General features: G+C 40.4%; 16 protein-coding genes. 14 read left to right on the plus strand and 2 right to left on the minus strand.

The window, feature by feature from the left end; all coding sequences use genetic code 11:
- The first annotated feature begins 5 nt into the window (after positions 1–5).
- Genes DWX96_RS06425 through DWX96_RS06435 form a run of 3 tightly spaced genes read left to right on the plus strand, consistent with a single transcriptional unit; the run spans position 6 to position 4,422 of the window.
- On the plus strand, positions 6–2,837 hold the full coding sequence (locus tag DWX96_RS06425) for an ABC transporter permease (protein ID WP_118082980.1): 2,832 nt from the start codon (positions 6–8) through the stop codon (positions 2,835–2,837).
- Complete coding sequence (locus DWX96_RS06430) at positions 2,837–3,556, plus strand: ABC transporter ATP-binding protein (RefSeq protein ID WP_117697745.1); 720 nt, start codon at positions 2,837–2,839, stop codon at positions 3,554–3,556. Before DWX96_RS06425 ends, DWX96_RS06430 begins: the two co-directional genes overlap by 1 nt.
- Positions 3,553–4,422 (plus strand): ABC transporter ATP-binding protein, encoded by an 870-nt coding sequence (locus DWX96_RS06435; RefSeq protein WP_117697743.1) that lies wholly within the window; start codon positions 3,553–3,555, stop codon positions 4,420–4,422. The genes DWX96_RS06430 and DWX96_RS06435 overlap by 4 nt, the downstream gene beginning before the upstream one ends.
- Positions 4,423–4,447: 25 nt before the next feature.
- Here the strand turns inward: DWX96_RS06435 and DWX96_RS06440 are convergent, their stop codons facing one another.
- Entirely contained in the window at positions 4,448–5,026 is a 579-nt protein-coding gene (locus DWX96_RS06440; protein ID WP_117697844.1) for an alpha/beta hydrolase, read from the minus strand.
- Between the two features lie 194 nt (positions 5,027–5,220).
- A complete protein-coding gene (locus DWX96_RS06445; protein WP_118057056.1) occupies positions 5,221–5,931 on the minus strand; it encodes a GntR family transcriptional regulator in 711 nt (236 codons plus the stop codon).
- 164 nt (positions 5,932–6,095) lie between these two features.
- On the opposite strand from DWX96_RS06445, the gene DWX96_RS06450 reads away from it, so the two are divergent.
- From DWX96_RS06450 to DWX96_RS06505, 11 genes are all read left to right on the plus strand, one after another.
- Positions 6,096–7,106, plus strand: coding sequence for an SIS domain-containing protein (locus tag DWX96_RS06450; RefSeq protein WP_118057057.1), 1,011 nt, complete (start codon positions 6,096–6,098; stop codon positions 7,104–7,106).
- Positions 7,106–7,735: an HAD family hydrolase gene (locus DWX96_RS06455; protein WP_118057058.1), complete on the plus strand. Its 630-nt coding sequence runs from the start codon at positions 7,106–7,108 to the stop codon at positions 7,733–7,735. The genes DWX96_RS06450 and DWX96_RS06455 overlap by 1 nt, the downstream gene beginning before the upstream one ends.
- Before the next feature lie 296 nt (positions 7,736–8,031).
- Positions 8,032–9,345 carry an anaerobic C4-dicarboxylate transporter family protein gene (locus DWX96_RS06460; RefSeq protein WP_117697735.1) on the plus strand — a complete coding sequence of 438 codons (1,314 nt, stop codon included), beginning with the start codon at positions 8,032–8,034 and terminating at the stop codon, positions 9,343–9,345.
- Positions 9,346–9,579: 234 nt separating this feature from the next.
- Positions 9,580–10,485, plus strand: coding sequence for a fructoselysine 6-kinase (locus DWX96_RS06465; RefSeq protein WP_117697733.1), 906 nt, complete (start codon positions 9,580–9,582; stop codon positions 10,483–10,485).
- Positions 10,486–10,507: 22 nt separating this feature from the next.
- Positions 10,508–10,927: a hypothetical protein gene (locus DWX96_RS06470; protein ID WP_022242350.1), complete on the plus strand. Its 420-nt coding sequence runs from the start codon at positions 10,508–10,510 to the stop codon at positions 10,925–10,927.
- A 42-nt stretch (positions 10,928–10,969) separates the two neighbouring features.
- Positions 10,970–11,953, plus strand: a complete 984-nt coding sequence (locus tag DWX96_RS06475; protein WP_117697731.1) for an SIS domain-containing protein — start codon at positions 10,970–10,972, stop codon at positions 11,951–11,953.
- A gap of 142 nt (positions 11,954–12,095) precedes the next feature.
- On the plus strand, positions 12,096–12,797 hold the full coding sequence (locus DWX96_RS06480) for an aspartate/glutamate racemase family protein (protein WP_117947143.1): 702 nt from the start codon (positions 12,096–12,098) through the stop codon (positions 12,795–12,797).
- A 234-nt stretch (positions 12,798–13,031) separates the two neighbouring features.
- Complete coding sequence (locus DWX96_RS06485) at positions 13,032–16,361, plus strand: tetratricopeptide repeat-containing diguanylate cyclase (RefSeq protein ID WP_118057059.1); 3,330 nt, start codon at positions 13,032–13,034, stop codon at positions 16,359–16,361.
- A gap of 22 nt (positions 16,362–16,383) precedes the next feature.
- Positions 16,384–17,718 carry a CCA tRNA nucleotidyltransferase gene (locus DWX96_RS06490; protein WP_118057117.1) on the plus strand — a complete coding sequence of 445 codons (1,335 nt, stop codon included), beginning with the start codon at positions 16,384–16,386 and terminating at the stop codon, positions 17,716–17,718.
- A gap of 50 nt (positions 17,719–17,768) precedes the next feature.
- On the plus strand, positions 17,769–18,776 hold the full coding sequence (locus DWX96_RS06495) for a phosphotransferase (protein WP_158561825.1): 1,008 nt from the start codon (positions 17,769–17,771) through the stop codon (positions 18,774–18,776).
- A 66-nt stretch (positions 18,777–18,842) separates the two neighbouring features.
- Positions 18,843–20,105 (plus strand): hypothetical protein, encoded by a 1,263-nt coding sequence (locus DWX96_RS06505; protein WP_147337970.1) that lies wholly within the window; start codon positions 18,843–18,845, stop codon positions 20,103–20,105.
- The last annotated feature ends 6 nt before the right edge of the window (positions 20,106–20,111 follow it).

A 20,111-nucleotide genomic window follows, 5' to 3' on the forward strand; every position in this document is an offset into this window, starting at 1 on the left:
TTGGAATGTTACGTTTTGTCTTTTGTAAAATAAAGAATAAAAAAGGACTGAATTTGTGCCTGCTTCTTGGAATTACATTATTTATCGCATTATTTGTCTGTCATCCGATGTTTGAACGTGGTGCCGGAAACCAGGTATTAAGAACAGGATTTGAAACATATGCAAAGGAACAGGAAACATTTCCTGCAGTGATGAATCGTAGTGGCAGCTATTCTTCGAAGGATTATAGTTCTGCAAAGGAAGTGTTAGAGAAACTTGTGGCATATGAGAAAAAATGGACCGAATATGTGGCGGTGGATACAGTGGCATCCGAGCAGTATTTAAGCCTTTCCGGTGGAAAAGCAGATACCAGCCTGGGCGGAACCAATGAATATTTTACCGTTGGATATCTGCCGGAATTATCGAAGAACACAGATATTACATACGGAGAGGGTTTAGACAGCGGAAATCAGGTGAAAATAAACGGCTGTTATCCATGCCTTGTCAGTGAAGAGACGATGGATGCCTACGGACTGGTGACAGGAGAAGTGCTTCATATGAAAATCCAGGGTGAAGCAGAAGTTTATGAAGTGGATTTTAAAGTGACAGGCATCATAAAAGAAAAGAATATCAATGATAGTTACTGGTATCACACGCTCAGTGATTTTGGAAATACACTGTTTGTATCAGAGAATACTTTTGATGCCATGATAGATTCCTTTGGACAGGATGAAATCAGTTACGAAGAAAATCTGATGTTAGATTACCGGCAGATAGATGCAAAGCATGCGGCAGAATATGCAGATTATATGCAGCAGTTCCGGACATCAGATACAAAGTATCGGGATAATATGGCAGATACCCTGACGTCCTTTTTCACAAAACAGCGGACGATACAGCAGATGTTGTGGGCATTGGAACTGCCATGCATTGTACTGCTGCTGTTATTTATCTATATGGTATCCTCCCAGATACTTTCTCTGGAAGAAGGGGAGATTGCAGTACTCCGGAGCCGTGGAGCAACCAAATTGCAGGTGGGTGCGATTTACCTGTTGCAGGCATCCTTTCTGGCACTGACAGGCGCAGCGATTGGACTTTTGCTGGGTTACGGAATATGCAAAGGAGCAGCTTCCACCGACGGGTTTTTAAAATTTACCGGAAAAGATGTAAGCATGTATACCTTAAATGGCGGAATGATTCTCTACGCTCTGGTGGCGGCGGCTATTGTAATTCTGTTTCTGACCATACCGGCGCTGCGGCGGACAAAATACACCATTGTAAATGAACGGACAGCAAAAAATAATATAGTGACAAATCCCTTCTGGAAAAAGTGCTTTTTGGATGTTTTGTTACTTTTTCTGTCCTGCTATCTGCTTTTCAATTACAACCGGCAGAAGGAGAGTCTTGCGCTGGAACTGATTGCGGGAAAGGGGATGGATCCGGTAATTCTTTTGAATACATCGGTATTTATACTGGCAGCAGGCTTATTGTTTATACGTCTTTTTTATTATCTCATACTGGCGGTAGATAAAATCTTTAAGAAACGATTCCGCCCGGCAGAATATGCGGCATTTTTACAGTTGAAGCGGACTTGGTACAAAATGGGATTTCTGGCAGTATTTTTGATTATGACAGTAGCCAGTGGAATATTTGAAGCCAATATGGCGCGAACCATGAATCAGAATATGGAAGAGCGGATTGCATATGGCATCGGAGCGGATGCGGTGGTGGAAGAAAATTTCCGGCTGCAGATTTCGAAAATGGAAGAAAAGGAAACCAGCTGGAAATATCTGGAGCCGGATTTTGGAAGATATGAAACCTTAATCGAAGAAAATGTCTGCGAAAATGCCACCAGAGTCCTGATCGATGAAAAGACAGATATTACAGCAGGAAACGGTACTGTTTCCGGTGGAAAACTGATGGCAGTCCATACAAAAGAATTCGGAGAGACCGCAGAGCTTAAGGATGGCGTAAACAAAGAGCACTGGTTTTATGCGCTGAATGCGCTGGCAGAAGAACCGGATGGTGTCATTATTTCTTCGAATCTGGCAGATAAATTAAAATTAAAAACAGGCGATGTCTTAAGTTATACAAGGTATCTTCCGGCGGAAATCGGCGAAGATAAAATGGGCAGCAGCAAGGCAAAGGTCTGTGCCATCATAGACTGCTTCCCTGGTTATGAAAGATATGCTTATGTAAAGGATGAAGAAGGCAATTTAAATGAACAGGAACAGTATCTTCTGGTAGCAAATTATGCCACCGTTATCAGTGCTTTTGGTCAGACTTCTTATCAGGTGTGGATGAAGCTTTCAGATGGTGTGAAAGAGACTATGTTTACGAAAAGTTTTGCGGCAGCAGGCGTTCAGCCGCAACATATTACCTTATTGCAGGAACAGCTTGCCGGCAACCGGAATTCAGCCATGGTACAGGTGACAAATGGAATGTTTACATTAAGCTTTATTTTATCATTGGTGATATGTTCTGTAGGATTTCTGCTGTATTGGATCATGACACTGAAAAAACGGGAATTGCTGTTGGGAGTCTACCGTGCAATGGGAATGCGGATGGGAGAAGTCCGGAAGATGATTTTAACGGAACAGCTTTTTGCCTCGGCAGGACCGGTACTGGCAGGTGGAGGAATCGGAGCAGTGACAACGCTTTTGTTTGTACGTCTGCTTATGGTGGTCTATCTGTCGCAAAAGCATAATCTAGCCATAGAAATATACATTTATCCTACAGACCTTTTGAAGCTTTTAGCGGTACTTCTGGCAGTGATGTTATTCTGTTATCTGATTATCCGGAAAATACTGCGGAGCATGAAAATTGCAAAGGCACTTCGGTTAGGGGAGGACAGCTGATGGAACAGACGATAGCAATACGCACAGAAAATATAAAAAGATATTTTTCGTCGGGAGATGGCAGCATCGTCCGGGCTTTGGACGGCGTTTCCATGGAGATACCAAGCAACAGTCTTACTATTTTAAAGGGACGTTCCGGCTCCGGCAAGACAACCCTTCTTAATCTTTTAAGTGCTCTTGATGTACCGACGGAAGGAAAAGTGGAATTTTTCGGAAAAGATTTGGAATATTTAAAAGACAGGGAGCGGGAGGACTTGCGGCGTTACCGGATGGGATTTGTTTTTCAGTCTGTGGCATTGATTCCTGTGATGAATGCCTATGAAAATGTGGAATTTGCCCTGCGGTTATCCGGTGATAAAGAGAAACGGAAGAAGGATAAGGAAGAGCAGAAAAATAGGGGAGAACAGAAGAAGCGTGTAATAGAAATCTTAGAGCGGGTCGGACTGAAAGAACGGATTTATCATATGCCATATCAGTTGTCCGGCGGTGAACAGCAGCGGGTGGCAATTGCCCGGGCAGTTGCCCACAGACCACAGGTGATTTTTGCAGACGAACCAACCGGTGCACTTGATACGGCATCGGGGCTTGCAGTCATGAAGCTTTTCCGTGAACTGGTAGAGCAGGAGCATATCACTGTAGTCATGACCACCCATGACCCGAATCTGATGGAACTTGGTGATTTCGTCTATGAATTAAAGGATGGGAGGCTGGTAAAATGATTCAGTGTGACAGCCTGGTAAAGATATATGAGATGGAACAGCATAAAGTCATGGCACTGGAAGGACTGGATCTTACGATAGAAGATGGGGAAATGATGGCAATTATCGGCAAATCCGGCAGTGGAAAGTCGACGCTGCTTAATATCATCGGAGGACTGGAATCACCCACAGCAGGAATCCTTATGGTGGATGGAAAGGACTTATCGTCCTATACGGAAAAAGAACTGGTTTTATACCGCCGTGACAAAGTGGGATTCGTCTGGCAGAAGAGTGCAAGAAATCTTTTCTCTTATCTTACGGCGCTGGAAAATATTGAAGCACCCATGCAGGTTCATCCGGGAACATCCGCCCGGGAGAAGCGGAAGCGTGCCAGAGATTTATTAAAGGCAGTCGGTATGGAAGCACATGCGGATAAGTTCCCTTCCCAGCTATCCGGTGGCGAGCAGCAGCGGATTGCCATTGCCGTTGCACTTTCCAATCAGCCGTCGATTCTTCTGGCAGATGAACCTACCGGCGCAGTAGATACAAAGACTGCAAATCAGATATTTGAGCTGTTCCACAAACTGAATGAAGAATTTAAAATTACAATAATCATAGTGACCCATGATATGGCATTGGCGGATAAAGTGGAGCGGACAGTGCTGATTTCCGATGGCAAAATCAGTACCGAAAAGATTCGGAAAGTATCTTTAGAAGAACTGCAGCGTCTTGCAAGTGCAGCAGAATTTACCCATGAAGAATATTCCGTTTTAGATAAAGCCCACCGGCTGCAGCTGACAGAAGAAATGTTAGAAGAAGCCGGTATCGATTCCAATAAAGTGCGGATTGAGGTTCAGGATGGCAAAATCCTGATTCAAAAAGAATAAACCGGTACTTGCTGCAACAAAGTATTTATGAAGTAAGAAACCGCTTCGTTTCCTCCATGACATTGCGAAGCGTTTTGATATTATCAAGTGTATCCTTTGTTTCTAAAGAGTGATTGGCATCCGGATAGAGGAAAAGAGGAATCTTTTGCCCTCTGCTGATGCCAGTCACTTTTTCAATATCGCTCCAGGGATCGGAAGTGCCGAGAAAAGCAATGGCATTCTGCGGGTGGAAATCATAGGTTTCCCGTAAAGGGGTATAGAGAATCTGGCGGCAGGAAATATTTTCCTTCCTTGCATAGGCAGAGGCAATAACCGTTCCGATGCTCTTTGAGATAAATATAATTTCATCATAATCCTGCCAGTTTACGGAAGAAAGCTGTTTTACAGCCTGTTCATAAAGATAAGAAAAAGCCTGCTGCATTTTCTCCCTATTACCCCGGATATTTCCAGTGATATCGCTGCCGGCAAGGGAATAGTCCAGTGTAAGAGCGGTTTCATAACCTGCTTCGGCAGCAAGCTTTCGGCTGTAATAGAGCAGTGGTTTGTCACAGTGATAACCGATGCCCGGAAAAAAGACCGCCAGTTTATTTTTCGATAAATGCATAAGAAATTGTCCTTTCTGTTCCGGCATTTTCAGGTGGCAGAAACCGGAGCTTTTTAACCTTAGAAAATATAGTAGCACAATGGGAAATAATGACTTCTCTAAGGATATAACAAATGCGATAAAGTTAATTGTAATAAGGAACTTTATCGCATTTGCTATTAGATGAGCCGCATTGGAAATGGTGTAAATTGGAACTAAAAAATAAACTGGAACTTATCACCGATACATAGCTGTTTGCAAAGATTCGTGATAGTGTTGTCAACATCGTGGATGGTACTTGATATCCGGAGCAGAGGATACCCCTTACTGATGTTTAAAGTCTTAGCCTCTTGGGCATTAGCGAAAACAATATCAAGTGTTTTACGTGAATGATCCAGAATGATATTGTGTTTTCTTAGTATTTCATACAAAGAAGAGTCGTTTAAATCTTCTCCAAATAAAAAAGAAAAGGATTCAGGAAATTTATTGAACTCTAAGATGACAGGGACATTATCCATATAACGGATTCTTTCCACTACAAGTATTTTATCCCCTTCGTGTAGTGACATTTCGGTTAAATCCCGTTCAGAAGGATCTTCCAATGCAATTTTGATGGTCTTAGCTCCAGGTGTTGCATTTTTCATCCGGCACATATCAGAAAAACTTATGACTTCTGTAATATTACGCTGCAATTTTTTTTCCGCTACAAAAGTTCCTTTTCCTGATTTCCTTTCTAAATATCCGGATTCAGATAAAACGGCTAATGCTTTTCGGACAGTAACTCTGCTCACATGGTATGATTCGCTTAATTCATTTTCTGTAGGCAGACGACTGCCGGCCGCCCGTTCTCCCGTGTCAATCTCTTTTCGTATTTTTTCCTCCAATTGTTTGTACAGTGGTGTGGCAATGGTGTTGTTCAGTTCCATATAAATACCTCTCTCCTAATATAACTTTCACAAATATTATAAAACAAAGTTGCGAAAATGTATATATTTTCCTATATTGTATGATATATATTGACAAAATGTATTATATTGTATTATAGTAAACGTATAGAACAAATAAATACATTATAAAAAGGAGAGAAAAAATGGGATACGTAAGTAAAGACATTAAAAACATTGTGAAAGAAATTTTAGAAGAAAAAAAAGACGTCGGTGGAATTAAAAATATTTATTTTGTGGGATGCGGAGGATCACTTGGCGCACTTTATCCGGCAAAAACATTTATGGAGAGAGAATCACAGGTTTTGAGATCAGCCTGGATAAACAGTAATGAGTTTGTGCATAGCACACCAAAGGACTTTGGAGAAAATTCTATTATATGTCTTGCCTGCCACAAGGGAAATACACCGGAAACGATTAAGGCTGCCAGATTAGGAAAAGAAAAAGGAGCGGCGGTTATTATTCTGACATGGCTGGAGGAATCAGAAATTATAGAATTTGGAGATTATATTATACATTATACATTTGATGCAAGTCCTGATCATCTTGCAGGGGATATTGATTATGCAGGAGAAAAGACGCAGTGCGCATTGCTTGTGGCAGTGGAATTAGTTGCACAGACGGAGGGATATGCTAATTATGATAAATTCTATGAAGCTTTAGGCATGATTAGCAATATCATCAGAAATGCACGTACACATGTGGCTGCCAGGGCAGAGGCATTTGCAGAAGAGTATCAGAATGATTCAGTGATTTATACAATGGGAAGTGGTGCAGCATATGGAGCTGCCTATATGGAGAGTATCTGTATATTTATGGAGATGCAGTGGCTTGATTCAAGCAGTATTCATACCGGTGAATTTTTCCATGGTCCATTTGAAGTTACAGATGCAAACCGTCCGTTTATGATTCAGATATCAGAAGGCTCAACCCGCGAACTGGATGAGAGAGCACTTACATTCCTGAAAACATATGCAAAACGTATTGAGGTTCTTGATGCGAAAGAGCTTGGCTTATCCACAATTGATGCAACAGTAGTAGATTACTTTAACCATGCACTGTTTAATAATGTATATCCGATTTACAACCACGCACTGGCAGTAAAGCGTGAACATCCGTTAACAACCCGCCGCTATATGTGGAAGGTAGAATATTAATGAAAAAATTCTGTGAAAAAAAATATGTATTGTTTGACTTTGATGGAGTTATAGCAGATACAGAAGAGAGTAATGGTAATTATCTGGGTCTGGCATTAAAAGAGTTTGGAGTGGAACTGACACAAAAAGACAGGGATAGACTAATTGGCTCACATGATTCCCATATTCTGCTGGAACTGCTGGAACGCTCGCCGGAGAAAATAACAATGGAACAGCTTTTGCAAAAAAGAAAAGAAATAGGAAATACATATGAAAATGGCTGCATTAAGCCAATGGATGGGGTGCTGGAGTTTATTGCCGGTTTGAAAAAACAGGGGAAAAAGCTGGCAGTGGTTTCTTCAACCTCTACACGGCTGATTGTAGTAGCATTGAACCGGATGAAAATGCTGGGTTTGTTCGATGTGCTGGTATGCGGAGACATGTGCCGGAATAGAAAACCGGATCCGGAATGCTATAGAAAAGCAATGCAATATTTAGAAGCAAAGCCGGAAGAATGTATTGCAATAGAAGACTCGTTTATTGGTATACAGGCAGCAAAGGCTGCAAATATAGAGGTAGTTGCGTATACAGGAGCTGGTGAGAATCAGGATGTAAGTCAGGCGGATTATGTTATTTCTTCATACGTTTAACTGCCTGAGTGAAAGAAAGAGAAAACAGAAGAATAAAAAGTATTTAATTGTATGCCCGCCAGTGCTCCTGGCGGGTTTTACTATGCACAATTAAATTGATATTGATGTACAAAAAGTGAAACAAAAAATTGTGCATAATGTCGAAAATGTATTTCTTTATTGACACAAATGTATGGAATCTATATAATACAAATAGATACAAAATAAAGTGATACAAATAAAAATAAATTAATACATTTTGGTTTTAAAGTAGTGCACATGCTTTGGAATAAATAAAAAAGAGGAGGTAGATGTCCATGTTTTGGATTGAATTTATTGTTTTAATGCTGATTATTGTGTGGGGAACCAGAAAAGGTGGAAGTTTCCTGGCAATGGCTGGCGGCATCGGAATGTTGATTTTCGTATATATCTTTAGAGTGACTCCATCAGATCCACCGATTACTGTTATACTGATTATGTTGGCGGTAATTACCGCAGCCTGTACGATGCAGGCGACTGGCGGATTGGATTTTATGGTACAGCTTGCAGAAAAAATATTACGGAAAAATCCGAAAAACATTACTTTGGTAGCACCTTTTGTAGCGTATTTATTTACATTCTGTTGTGGAACCGGACATATTGTATATTCGTTACTTCCGGTTATTAATGAAATAGCATTGGAAAATGGAATTCGGCCTGAGCGCCCGATTTCTGTTAGTATTATTTCATCCCAGCAGGCAAATACCGGATCACCAATAACAGCTGCAACAGTAGCTATTGTGGGTTATATGACTATTTTTGAAAAAGTAAATCTGGCAACAATTATGCTGGTAGCAATTCCGGCAGCACTGATAGGAGTATTGGTTGCAGCATTGTCTGTATACAAGAAAGGTCTGGAATTAGAGGATGATCCTGAATATCAGCAGAGGGTTGCAGATGGACTGGTAAAAGATTTTAAAAAGAAAGTAGAAGGAGAAAAACAGGTAACCAAAAAAGCAAAGATTTCTGTTGCTATCTTCCTGGTTTCTATGGTAGTAATTGCAATATGCGGTATTTTCCCGGCGCTCCGTCCAACATTTAGCGATGGTACACAGTTAGCAATGACATCTTTAATCCAGATTATTATGTATGTAGCTGCCGCAATTATTGTTATTGTAAGTAAAATTGATAGTAACGACATTTTAGAAGTACCGTTGTTAAAGACTGGATTCTTTGCTGTTATTCTTGCAGCGGGACTTTGCTGGCTGGTAAATACTTTTGTTGGTGCACAGACAAACTTCATTACAGAAAATTTGTCAGCTTTAACAAATGAACATCCATGGATTTATATTATTGCAGTATTTCTGGTAGGTGCACTGACAAGTTCACAAGCGTCTACGACAATGATTATGATTCCAATTGCAATTGCATTGAATCTGCCGGCTTATATTATTGTAGGTGGATGGATGGCATGCTCATCCAACTATTTTATCCCGGATTCCAGCCAGTGTATAGCAGGTCTTGCTTTTGACACGGCAGGTACTACGAAGATTGGAAAATTTATATTTAATCACAGCTATATGCGGCCGGGACTTGTATGTACAATTGTATCAGTATTAGTAGCAACAGGAATAGGATATTTTGTTTTCTGATAAAAACCGGTGGTGGCAAAATAAAGAAAACAGTAACAGCACACAGCCTGTGTTATTCTGACAGGCTGTGGGAACTGCCACCTCATGATGGATTGCCAGATATACATAAATATTAATAATGGCTATCTGAAAAAATGAAAGAGCGAATCTGGAAAAATAATTGCTTGTTGCAAAAAGAAGAGGTGAGGGAGTCTGGGTGAAAGAAAAATTGAAAGAAAGGAGAAAGAAATAAAAATGAGACAGCCTAGAATAATTGCAATTGGAGATGCAGTTTGTGACAAATATCTTTCCAGGGGGAAAATGTATCCAGGAGGTCAGTGTGTTAACACATGTGCATATGCACATATGAATAATGCAGAAAGTGCATTTTTAGGTAAATTTGGAAATGATGAAGTAGCAGAATGCATTCAGGCAGCACTGAAAAATATGAATGTAGACTTTTCACATAGCAGGAATTATGAAGGTGAAAATGGATTTGCATGTGTGACACTGAATCAGGGAGATCGCGTATTTGTCGGGTCCAATCATGGAGGTGTGGCAAAAGAGTATCCTTATGATTTTACGCAGGAAGATTTTTCATATATAAGAAAGTTTGATTTGATTTATACAAATCTGAATGCCTATATAGATGATGACATAGAAGAAATTGCTTCTTTGGGTCTTCCAGTTGCATTTGATTTTTCAAATCGATGGACAGACGAATATCTGAAAAAAATTTGTCCGCATATTAAAGTGGCAATGCTTTCCTGTGCACATTTAAGTGATAAAGAACGCGAAAGGGAAATGAGTAAAGTAAAAGAGCTTGGAGTTCCGCTTGTTCTGGGAACAATAGGAGAAGATGGTTCATACATTTTATACCATGGTGAAATGATGTATGAAAAAGCTGTAAAGGCAGAAAGCATTATGGATACTATGGGTGCAGGAGACTCTTATTTCGCGACATTTTTGACATATATTTTACGGTATAAAGAACCGGAATTTTTTAAAGAAGAAAGTAAAGATGATGGGAATGTTAAAGAACTTTTAAAGAAAGCCATGCAGGCTGGAGCAGAATTCGCTTCAAAGATTTGCGGTGTCGAAGGAGCGTTTGGGTATGGAACGCCAATTGCAGGAAGAATAATTGATAATAGAAATAATTAAAAGGTTTAAGGAGGAACGCTATATGGATATAAAGCCGACAAGTTACAGGTATGATGGAGAAGGAATAGAATGTGCATATCGGAATGAAAAATGGGTTGTTTGTATCAAAAATTGGAAACCGAATAATGACATTGATGGGTTAGAACATTTAGAGATACATCATACGACAGATGAACAATTCATTTTGATTTCTGGAAAATGTATTATTATTACAGCGGACAGAATAGATGGAAAGTTTAATATTGAATTAACTCCGGTGGAGAAAGGAACTTTATACAATGTACCGAAAGAACGTTGGTTTTTTACCATTGTAGAAAAGGATACCAAAATGATGTATGTGCAGGATGCCGGATGTAGTATGGATAATAGTGAGTATTGTAAACTGAGCCAGGAAGAAATTTCATATATTCAGAAATTAGCAAGACCAATGCTTGCAGAATAATATAACAACAATGTATTAAAAATATTTATGGGAGGATTATCAATGAAACCAACAGAAATCAAGAATGTAATTACAGAAATTTTAGAAAGCAGAAAAGAAGAAGGCGGTATTAAAGCATTATATTTTGTGGGATGTGGTGGCTCTAATGGAGCACTTTATCCAGCGAAAACATTTATGGAAAGAGAATGTGCAAATATTAAGTCAGCACTAATTAATAGTAATGAATTTGTATATAGTACTCCGAAGGATTTGGGAAAAAATGTAATCGTGTGTTTATCGTGCCATAAGGGAAATACACCGGAAACAATTAATGCAGCGAAGCTGGCAAAGGAAAAAGGTGCAGCTGTAATTATTCTGACATGGAAAGAGGAATCAGAGATTACCCCATTTGGTGATTATATTATCAATTATACTTTTGGGGATAACAAGGATATTGCTGGTGAAAAAATTATCTGTGCACTTCTGGTGGCAGTGGAACTGTTGAATCAGACAGAAGGGTATGAGCATTATGAAGAATTTATGGATGGTGTTGGACGTATTGATGGTATTGTGAAACATGCATGTAAGCATGTGGAAAAACGGGCTGAACTGTTTGCCAAGGAATATAAAGATGATAAAATTATTTATACTATGGCAAGCGGAGCGGGTTATGGTGCAGCATATATGCAAAGTATATGTATTTTTATGGAAATGCAGTGGATTCATTCTTCCAGTATTCACAGTGGGGAATTTTTCCATGGACCTTTCGAAATTACAGATAAAGAAGTACCATTTGTGCTTCAGGTTTCTGAGGGAACCAATCGACCGTTGGATGAACGTGCATTGAAGTTTTTGAAGACTTATGCAAAACGGATTGAAGTAATTGATGCAAAGGATTTAGGGCTGTCTACAATTGATGCATCAGTCGTAGACTATTTTAACCATTCCTTATTCACAAATGTATATCCGGTTTATAATAAGGCTTTGGCTGAGGAGAGACAGCATCCACTGACAACACGACGCTATATGTGGAAGGTAGAGTATTAAAAAACTTAAAAAATGATGTAAACATACAGCATGTCAGATTTTGATGGAAAATTTGAAGTACATTACAAGGAAAGCCTGGAAATGATAATGATTTCCGGGCTTTCTGAACTTTGACACATGACCTGAGGAAGAAGGAACGGAATTGAAAAAAACAATAGGTATTATTGGTGGCATGGGACCGATGGCTACCTGCGATTTAATGAAAAAGATTTTTGAAGTGTCAGATGCAGACTGCGATCAGAACTATGTGCATGTTTGTGTTGATTGTAACACGAATATTCCGGATAGAACGAAAGCTATTCTTGAAAAGGGAGAGGATCCTATACCAGAGATGGTAAAAAGTGCAGTAAGTCTGCAAAATATGGGAGCAGATTTATTGATGATACCTTGTAACACAGCACATTTTTTTTATGATCGGTTAAAAATATTTACTGATATCCCGATATTGCATATGCCCCGCGAGACAGTAAAAGCTTTAAAAGAGCAGAATATATCATGTGCAGCCGTATTGGCTACGGATGGCGTGATAAAGAGTGGGGTTTATGAGAAAGAGCTTCGGGCACAGGGAATCAAAACGATTTATCCGGATGCAGAGCAGCAACAGAAAATTATGGCAGTAATCTATCAATGTATTAAAGCTGGAAAAAAGGATGTAGAAAAGTACGGACTTGACGATATTTTAAAATCCTTGATTAAACAGGGTGCGCAAAGTGTGATTCTGGGATGTACTGAATTACCAATTGCTTTTTCCCTGGCAGGAATCAGAGAAAATATAGTTGACCCGACGGAGATTGCAGCAAGAGCTGCATTAAAATTTCTGCAATTACCAATACATGCATTATAAAACTGCAGTATTTTAATGAAAATAAATGGTATCGGAAAAGTGTGAAAACTCCCTTCAAAAAGCCCCCAAAAAGTCGCAACAAACATTGACAATCCGTGGGTTTGAGGACTATACTAATATATAAATTATAAATACCAGACAGGTTATTACAGAAAGAGAAAGGGAGGTATATGATAACAGGGAATTATCATATATTTTCAGAGCCTTTTTGAATATTTCTGAAGGGGGAAACAGATGATTCAAAAATATTATAACAGTATTCTGGAACAGGTTTTTGCACAGATTGGAAAGAAAGAACACAACATTGTTCTGGCAAAATACAGCAATGATTTTTCATTAAAGCAGTTGGAAATATCAGAGCAGATAACGAATAATAAAGAGGTTCGTTTTGTAGCCCACGAATTCCGGGCAGAGAAATTATCGGGAGCATATGAGCCGTTTCTGGATTTGATTTTGGAACTTTTCGACCAGCAGAAGGAGATGACATTTGATGAATTCCTGGACAAGTGTAATGTCTATTCCCTGCAGCGTCCAATTATTGCAGCATACCGGGAGACCGGAAAATGTATCCGGAAAGAGAGTTTATTGTATACAGAAGTTGACTATGAGCGGGAGCGGATGCATGATGCTATTGTGGCAATGCTTGTTGAAGTTTCTAAGATACAGCCGTTTATGCTTTGGATTAACCGCATGCAGTTTGCCGGAATGGGAACCATAGAAATAGTCTATGAACTGTTAAAGGCAGAGCATACAGAGAATATCGGAATCGTTCTCGGCATGAATGAGCAGCAGCGGCTGCCGGAATATATGCTGCCGGGCTGGGAAAGCGTAACGGAGGAATTGGACAATAATGTTGCAATATTCCGCATTGGAAATGCCGGAGAATCCCGGGAACAAAGAGATGAGGTTATTACAGCAGAAAGTATTGCAGATGATATCAGAACATTGCAGAATCTTGTTTTTTTCATGGATTTTGAACAGGCGTTGTTTTATCTGGAAAAAGTAGACCGCAGAATCAGATTTGATAATTTTACAGTATCGGATGAAGTGAAATACGAACTCTGGCAGTTCTATGCATATGTATCGGTATATATGAGGGATTTGCCAAAAGCACTGGAAATAAGTGAGGGTATCTTACAGCTTGCAGAGAAGAAAAAGAACCGCAGGATGCGTTTTTATGCATATTATCTCCGCTCTGTAATTTATATGTATCAGTCAAAACTGCAGGAAGCCACTGAATGTGCAGGTGTTGCAAAAAGTATTGCAACAGAAGGTGGCATGGAGCGCGGTCAGTTTGAAGCAGAGCTGGTAGAAATACAGGCGAAGATGGCAGGCTGGAATAATATTTTCTTTTGTGCACAGAACGTGGAAGTCAGCGATGCCATGATTGAAAAATTAATAAAATATGACTACCGGAATCATCTGGCGTACATTTATGTGTATGCCTATGACAATAAGCCGGAGATTGTAGCAAAGGCATATTATTCCGAATCCCAGCTTATTTATTTCAGTAAGGGAATCAGACTGGCAACAGAAATTGGCAATACACAGCTTATTTACAATGCATACCAGAAGAATATTATGCTGGCGTCTACCAACGGTATGTATCCGATTTCATTGCTGTATTCGGTAAGAACTTTCGAAGCACTGGACAACAAACGTTCTGTGGAAAGTGGACGTATTTTCTCGGGAATCGGTTATACCTTAACGGCATTAAGACAGAATGATCTTGCAAAGCGTTATTTTCAGAAAGCAGTAGAAATTTTATATAATCTGGAATTGCCGGAGGATATTGCGGAAGTATATTACAATATGGCAATTAACTGTATTGCAGCAGAAGAATTCAAGGAAGCCAATGAATATCTGATGCGCTGTATGAAGACCATTGAACGTCTGCATTTAAATAGTCTGAGGGTCTGTAATTTAAGTAAATTGTATGGACTCTTAGCATTGTGCAATCAGAAGCTTGGCAACCGCTTCAACTGTGAACAGTACCTCAATAACTGCAAACAGTTCTTAAATTACATAATTGAAAAAGAAAAGCTTCAGAATGATGTGGGAATCATCCACGATTATGCACGTTGTGATGACGATATGTTCCTTTATCATTTCACACGGGCATTACTTGGAATGGATTCCGGTAATGATTCGTCAGCATTTGAAGATTTTAATTGTGCAGAGACACATCTGGTGCGGACTGAGGGAAACCAGTTCTTCTGTTATCAGCTGTTCCGTAAGGACAGGATCCGCTTTTATGGGCAGACAGGAAGAATGGAACTTAAGAGCAATGAAGAGGCAATCTTAAAACAATATCTTGAGGATAATACCCATTCTCTCACAGATGAAGAAATTAAGGTATTAGAGCCATTGGAACAGTATTTATCAGAAGAACCTCTTCATGTGATATCTTCCCAGGAGATGGAAATGCAGCTGAAGCAGGAAAGCATAAACCGTGCTTACAAGCAGGAACGCCGTCAGATGGATTTTCTGTCGACATGGCAGAAGACAATTGATGTGACGGATGTTTCGGCAGAAGTAATGGTAGAGAATGTGATGCGGACATTCCTGTATCATTTTAATTTGGACCGGGCATTATATATACAGTATCATGGAAGAAAACCAAAGGTACTTTATGATAATACAGAAGCCAGTCTTTCTATGAAGGAGCAGAAGTATTTAAAAGAAGTGTTCGAAAAGACACAGAGAGGGTTTGTTGTATCGAAAATCAGCAGTAACTATTCGGAACATCTGAATGTGGTCAAACTGTTTGGTGAAGATAATGTATGCTCCTTTGTTGCTATTCCATTCTTTGACAATGGAAAAGTAACAAGCATTATGATAGCATATATTCTGATGAAGGATAACTGGCATTCTTCCGTCAGCCGCTATATGTTAGATGAGAGTGATATGCGGATTTATGAGCTTTTGTTCCGGGAAGTGCAGTATGCACTGAATCGTCTCTATGCATATGAGAAGCTCTACGAAATGAATACTGCATTGTATAAATCTGCAGTAACCGACCAGCTGACAGGAATTTTCAACAGGAAGGGATTCTATCAGAACATCGAGGAAATTATCCGGAAGATTAAAAAGGGCCACATGAAGCATGATTTTGGTATTATGTTTATCGATCTGGATAATTTCAAAGGATATAATGATACCTTTGGACATGATGTGGGAGATTTGCTGCTTAAGTCCATGGCAAATATCTTCAGCAGGGTCTGCAGGGACAAGGGCTTTGTGACACGTTTCGGTGGTGATGAATTTATTATTTTCCTCTACACCGGAGAAAAAAAGACCTTAGAGGCTACCGCAAAGGCTATCTATAAAGAGATTAAGAAACAGGATGGGTTCAGGGAACTGATTGCAAAAGAAATCGGACAGCCGGTTGAGATTGATGATAAGAAATTACTTTCCTGCTCTATTGGTATTATTTCTTCCAATCAGGTAAAGAAGGCAGAAGACATTGATGAAATGATTAAAGTGGCAGATGATCTTCTGTATGCAGTAAAAGCAGAATCCAAAGGAACGTATAAGTTCTTTGAAGAACAGGAACAGAAGTAAAGCAAAGGAAACGGGAAAACGTATGGTAATGAAGCTTCCAGAGCATGTTAAGTTTATAATTGAGAAGCTGCAGGAAGCAGGCTTTGAAGGATATGCAGTAGGAGGGTGTGTCAGAGACACCCTCCTTCAACGTGTGCCTCAGGACTGGGATATTACCACTTCTGCTTATCCGGAAGACGTAAAAGAAATTTTTGGGCGCACCATTGATACTGGAATTGAGCATGGAACGGTAACGGTAATGCTGGATAAAAAAGGGTATGAGGTGACAACTTACCGGATTGATGGCGAATATGAGGATGCCAGACATCCGAAGGAAGTAACCTATACAGATAATCTTTTAGAGGATTTAAAACGCAGGGATTTTACCATTAATGCCATGGCATATAATGAACAGCGGGGACTGGTGGATGCTTTTGACGGAGCAGGAGATTTAAAGCGTGGCATCATCCGCTGTGTAAGAGAACCAAAGGAGAGATTTGGGGAAGATGCTTTAAGGATGCTTCGGGCAGTGCGATTTGCGGCACAGCTGGGCTTTGATATAGAAGAAGAGACAGCAGAAGCGATTCAGGAGCTTGCACCGATGTTAAAAAAGGTCAGTGCAGAGCGTATTCAGGTAGAACTGGTTAAGCTTCTTACCTCAGTCCATCCGGAGGAGATGCATACCGTATATGCCACAGGAATTGCGGATGTGGTACTGCCGGAATTTTCGGTGATGATGCGTACACCACAGAATAATCCCCATCACTGTTATACAGTAGGAGAGCATACCATTGAAGTGTTAAAAGGTGTGGAAGCAGACAAGGTGCTACGGCTTGCAGCATTATTTCATGATGTGGCAAAGCCCGATTGCCGCAGTACAGATGAAGATGGAATTGACCATTTCTACGGGCATCCGCAGGTGGGGGCAAAGAAGACGAAGACAATTTTACGCAGATTAAAATTCGACAATGCAACCATTGATATGGTCTGCCGGCTGGTGGCAATTCACGATATTAACCCGGTACTGACACCGGAGTCCGTACGAAAGGCGGTACAGAAAGCCGGATTAGAGTGCTACCCGGTTATATTTGAACTGAAGAAAGCAGATATTTTAGCCCAGAGTGATTATCAGAGGAAAGAAAAGCTTGAAGCATTGGACGGATATCATAAGATTTATGATAAAATAATCAAAGATGCAGACTGTCTGACACTAAAAGACCTTGCACTTAACGGACGGGACTTAATAGAACTTGGTGTGAAGCCCGGTCCGCAGATAGGGAACATTTTGGCAAAACTTTTAGATGTGGTAATTGAAGAACCGGAAAAGAATACAAAAGAATATCTGACAGGTTATACTTTAAAGAACCTCTTCATATGATAGAAAGACGCATAAAGATTTGTGCGAATTCGTCGTATGGAGGGGTTTTTGTGTATAATTTATCGAGCCAGTTGTTAGAACAGTATCCGTTTGAGGTAACCGCCATCCAGAAAGGAAGGGGAACCTATATCTGCACGACATCAGAGGGCGGAAAAATAATAATAGGATCTTTTCGCGGGTCAAAAGGCAGAGCGGAAGCTATAGAACATGTTTTGCTCCGTCTGAAAGAAAATGGAATAGAAGCAGATGAAATCATACATACCAGGGAAGGAGAAATTTTAGTCCAGGAGGTGGATGAAACCTGGTACTATGCCAGAAAATATATGGAGGGCAGGGAGTGTGAGACCAGGAGCCGTGATGATGTACTTGCTGCGGTAGAAGAACTGGCAAAGCTGCATCTTGTCCTGCAGAAGGTGGAGGATGAAAATTTAAAAATTGGCGGACAGGATTATGCCATGGAGGTATTCCGGCACAACCGGGAGCTTAAAAAGGTGCGCAATTATATTCATGGAAAGCATAAAAAGAATGAGTTTGAAATGATATTTATGCGCAATTATGAGATTTTCTTAAAACAGGCACTGGACGTGGAACATCGGCTGATGAAACCAAATCCGGGTGAAACGCAGGGGCAGAGCGGAAAGCAGAGCCTGGAAGCAGCAATGTATGGAATCTGCCATGGAGACTTTAACCAGCATAATGTATTATTTACCCATGGTAAAATTATAATTACAAATTTTGAACAGGCACATTATGATGTGCTGGTAGGGGATCTGGCGCATTTCTTACGGAAACTGATGGAAAAACATAATTTTAATATCGGGCTGGCAACGGATATGCTGGCAGCTTACGAAAAAAGACGAAAATTATTACCAGAGGAATGGGAGCAGCTTTATGTAAGGATGGCATACCCACAGAAGTTCTGGAAAGTGGCAAATCACTACTTTAATGCCAATAAGGCGTGGGTGTCCGGCAGAGACATTGAGAAGTTGAACCGGGTTATCGAACAGGAAGAAATCCGCCAGCAGTTTTTAAGAATGTTATTTTATTTTGTGGAATAATCATGTATAATCATGTACAGGCAATTGCCGGAGGAAAAGAGCATACAGGAGAAAAAGAGGTGCGAAATGAAGCAATCAGGGAAGCACTGGCTGTTGGCCTTGGCTATTTTCACAGTATTTGTGGCCTTGAGCGGCTGTGGAAGGAAAGACGATGGGCCTGTCAGCATGAAAGGCTATGTATCAGGTGTTGAGGCAGCAACGGAGGAAGTGACACAGGCAGAGGAAAGCAGCTTGTATACGGTAAGTGGTGCTGATACAACACTTTCAACAATGACATTTCTGAATATTGACACGGGACGTTATGAACAGTATTCTTATACAGATGGGACAATTTTTAAAGACAGACATGGCAGTCTGATTTCGGCTGCATCCATGGTACCGGGAAAAGTGGTTACTTTAACACTCCGGGATAAAGACCTGATATTAGAAAAGGTGGAGCAGTCGGCAGATGCATGGGAGATGGACGATATCGGAAAATTTTCCTATAATGAAGAAGATAAGATATTTACCATAGGAGACACAAAGTATTCTTATGATGAAGAATTACAAGTGTTTTCCGGAGATGCAGCCATAGAATTGTCCGCAGTTACCGGACAGGACACCTTAAGAATACAGGGAATTGACCGGAAAGTGCTGTCAGTGTCCGTTACAACAGGACATGGAGTCATCCAGCTTGTAAATACACAGGCATTAGAGGGCGGCTGGTTAAGCCTGAATCATAAGAATTATTATAAGATCACGGAGAATATGCAGTTAGAGGTGCCGGAAGGAACCTATGAATTAACCGTTGCCGGCAATGGCTACGGCGGTTCCACAGAGGTAGCTGTAACAAGAAATGAGCAGATTTCCGTGGATGTAGATTCCATAAAGGGTGAGGATCCGAAATATTGTACTTTAACCTTTGCGGTTGATGTTGCAGGCGCTTTGATGTATATTGATGGTAGTCAGGTTGATTATACACAGCCATTACAGCTGCAGTATGGCATCCATTCCATACAGATTACTGCAGATGGATATGACACCTGGTCGAAGCGGCTATATGTAAATTCGCCGGAAGCGCAGATAGAGATTGCGTTGTCAGGTGATGATACGGGCAGTACAGAGACAGAATCGACGGAAACTGCCGGAAATGAAGAGAACACAACCGTGGAGCATAAGCATTCCGACAGTACATCGAATTCCAGTGGAACGAACAGCTCCAGTGGAAGTTCATCCAGTGACTCTGATGCATATAGGAAGGCATTGAGTGAAATTATTGATACATTAACCAGTAACAATAATTCTTCGACAAGTACATTAAATCAGGTAGTTAACAGTCTTACGAATTAGTGAGAG

Source organism: Roseburia sp. AF22-2LB (assembly GCF_003461125.1).
GTDB classification, from domain to species: Bacteria; Bacillota; Clostridia; order Lachnospirales; family Lachnospiraceae; genus Roseburia_C; species Roseburia_C amylophila.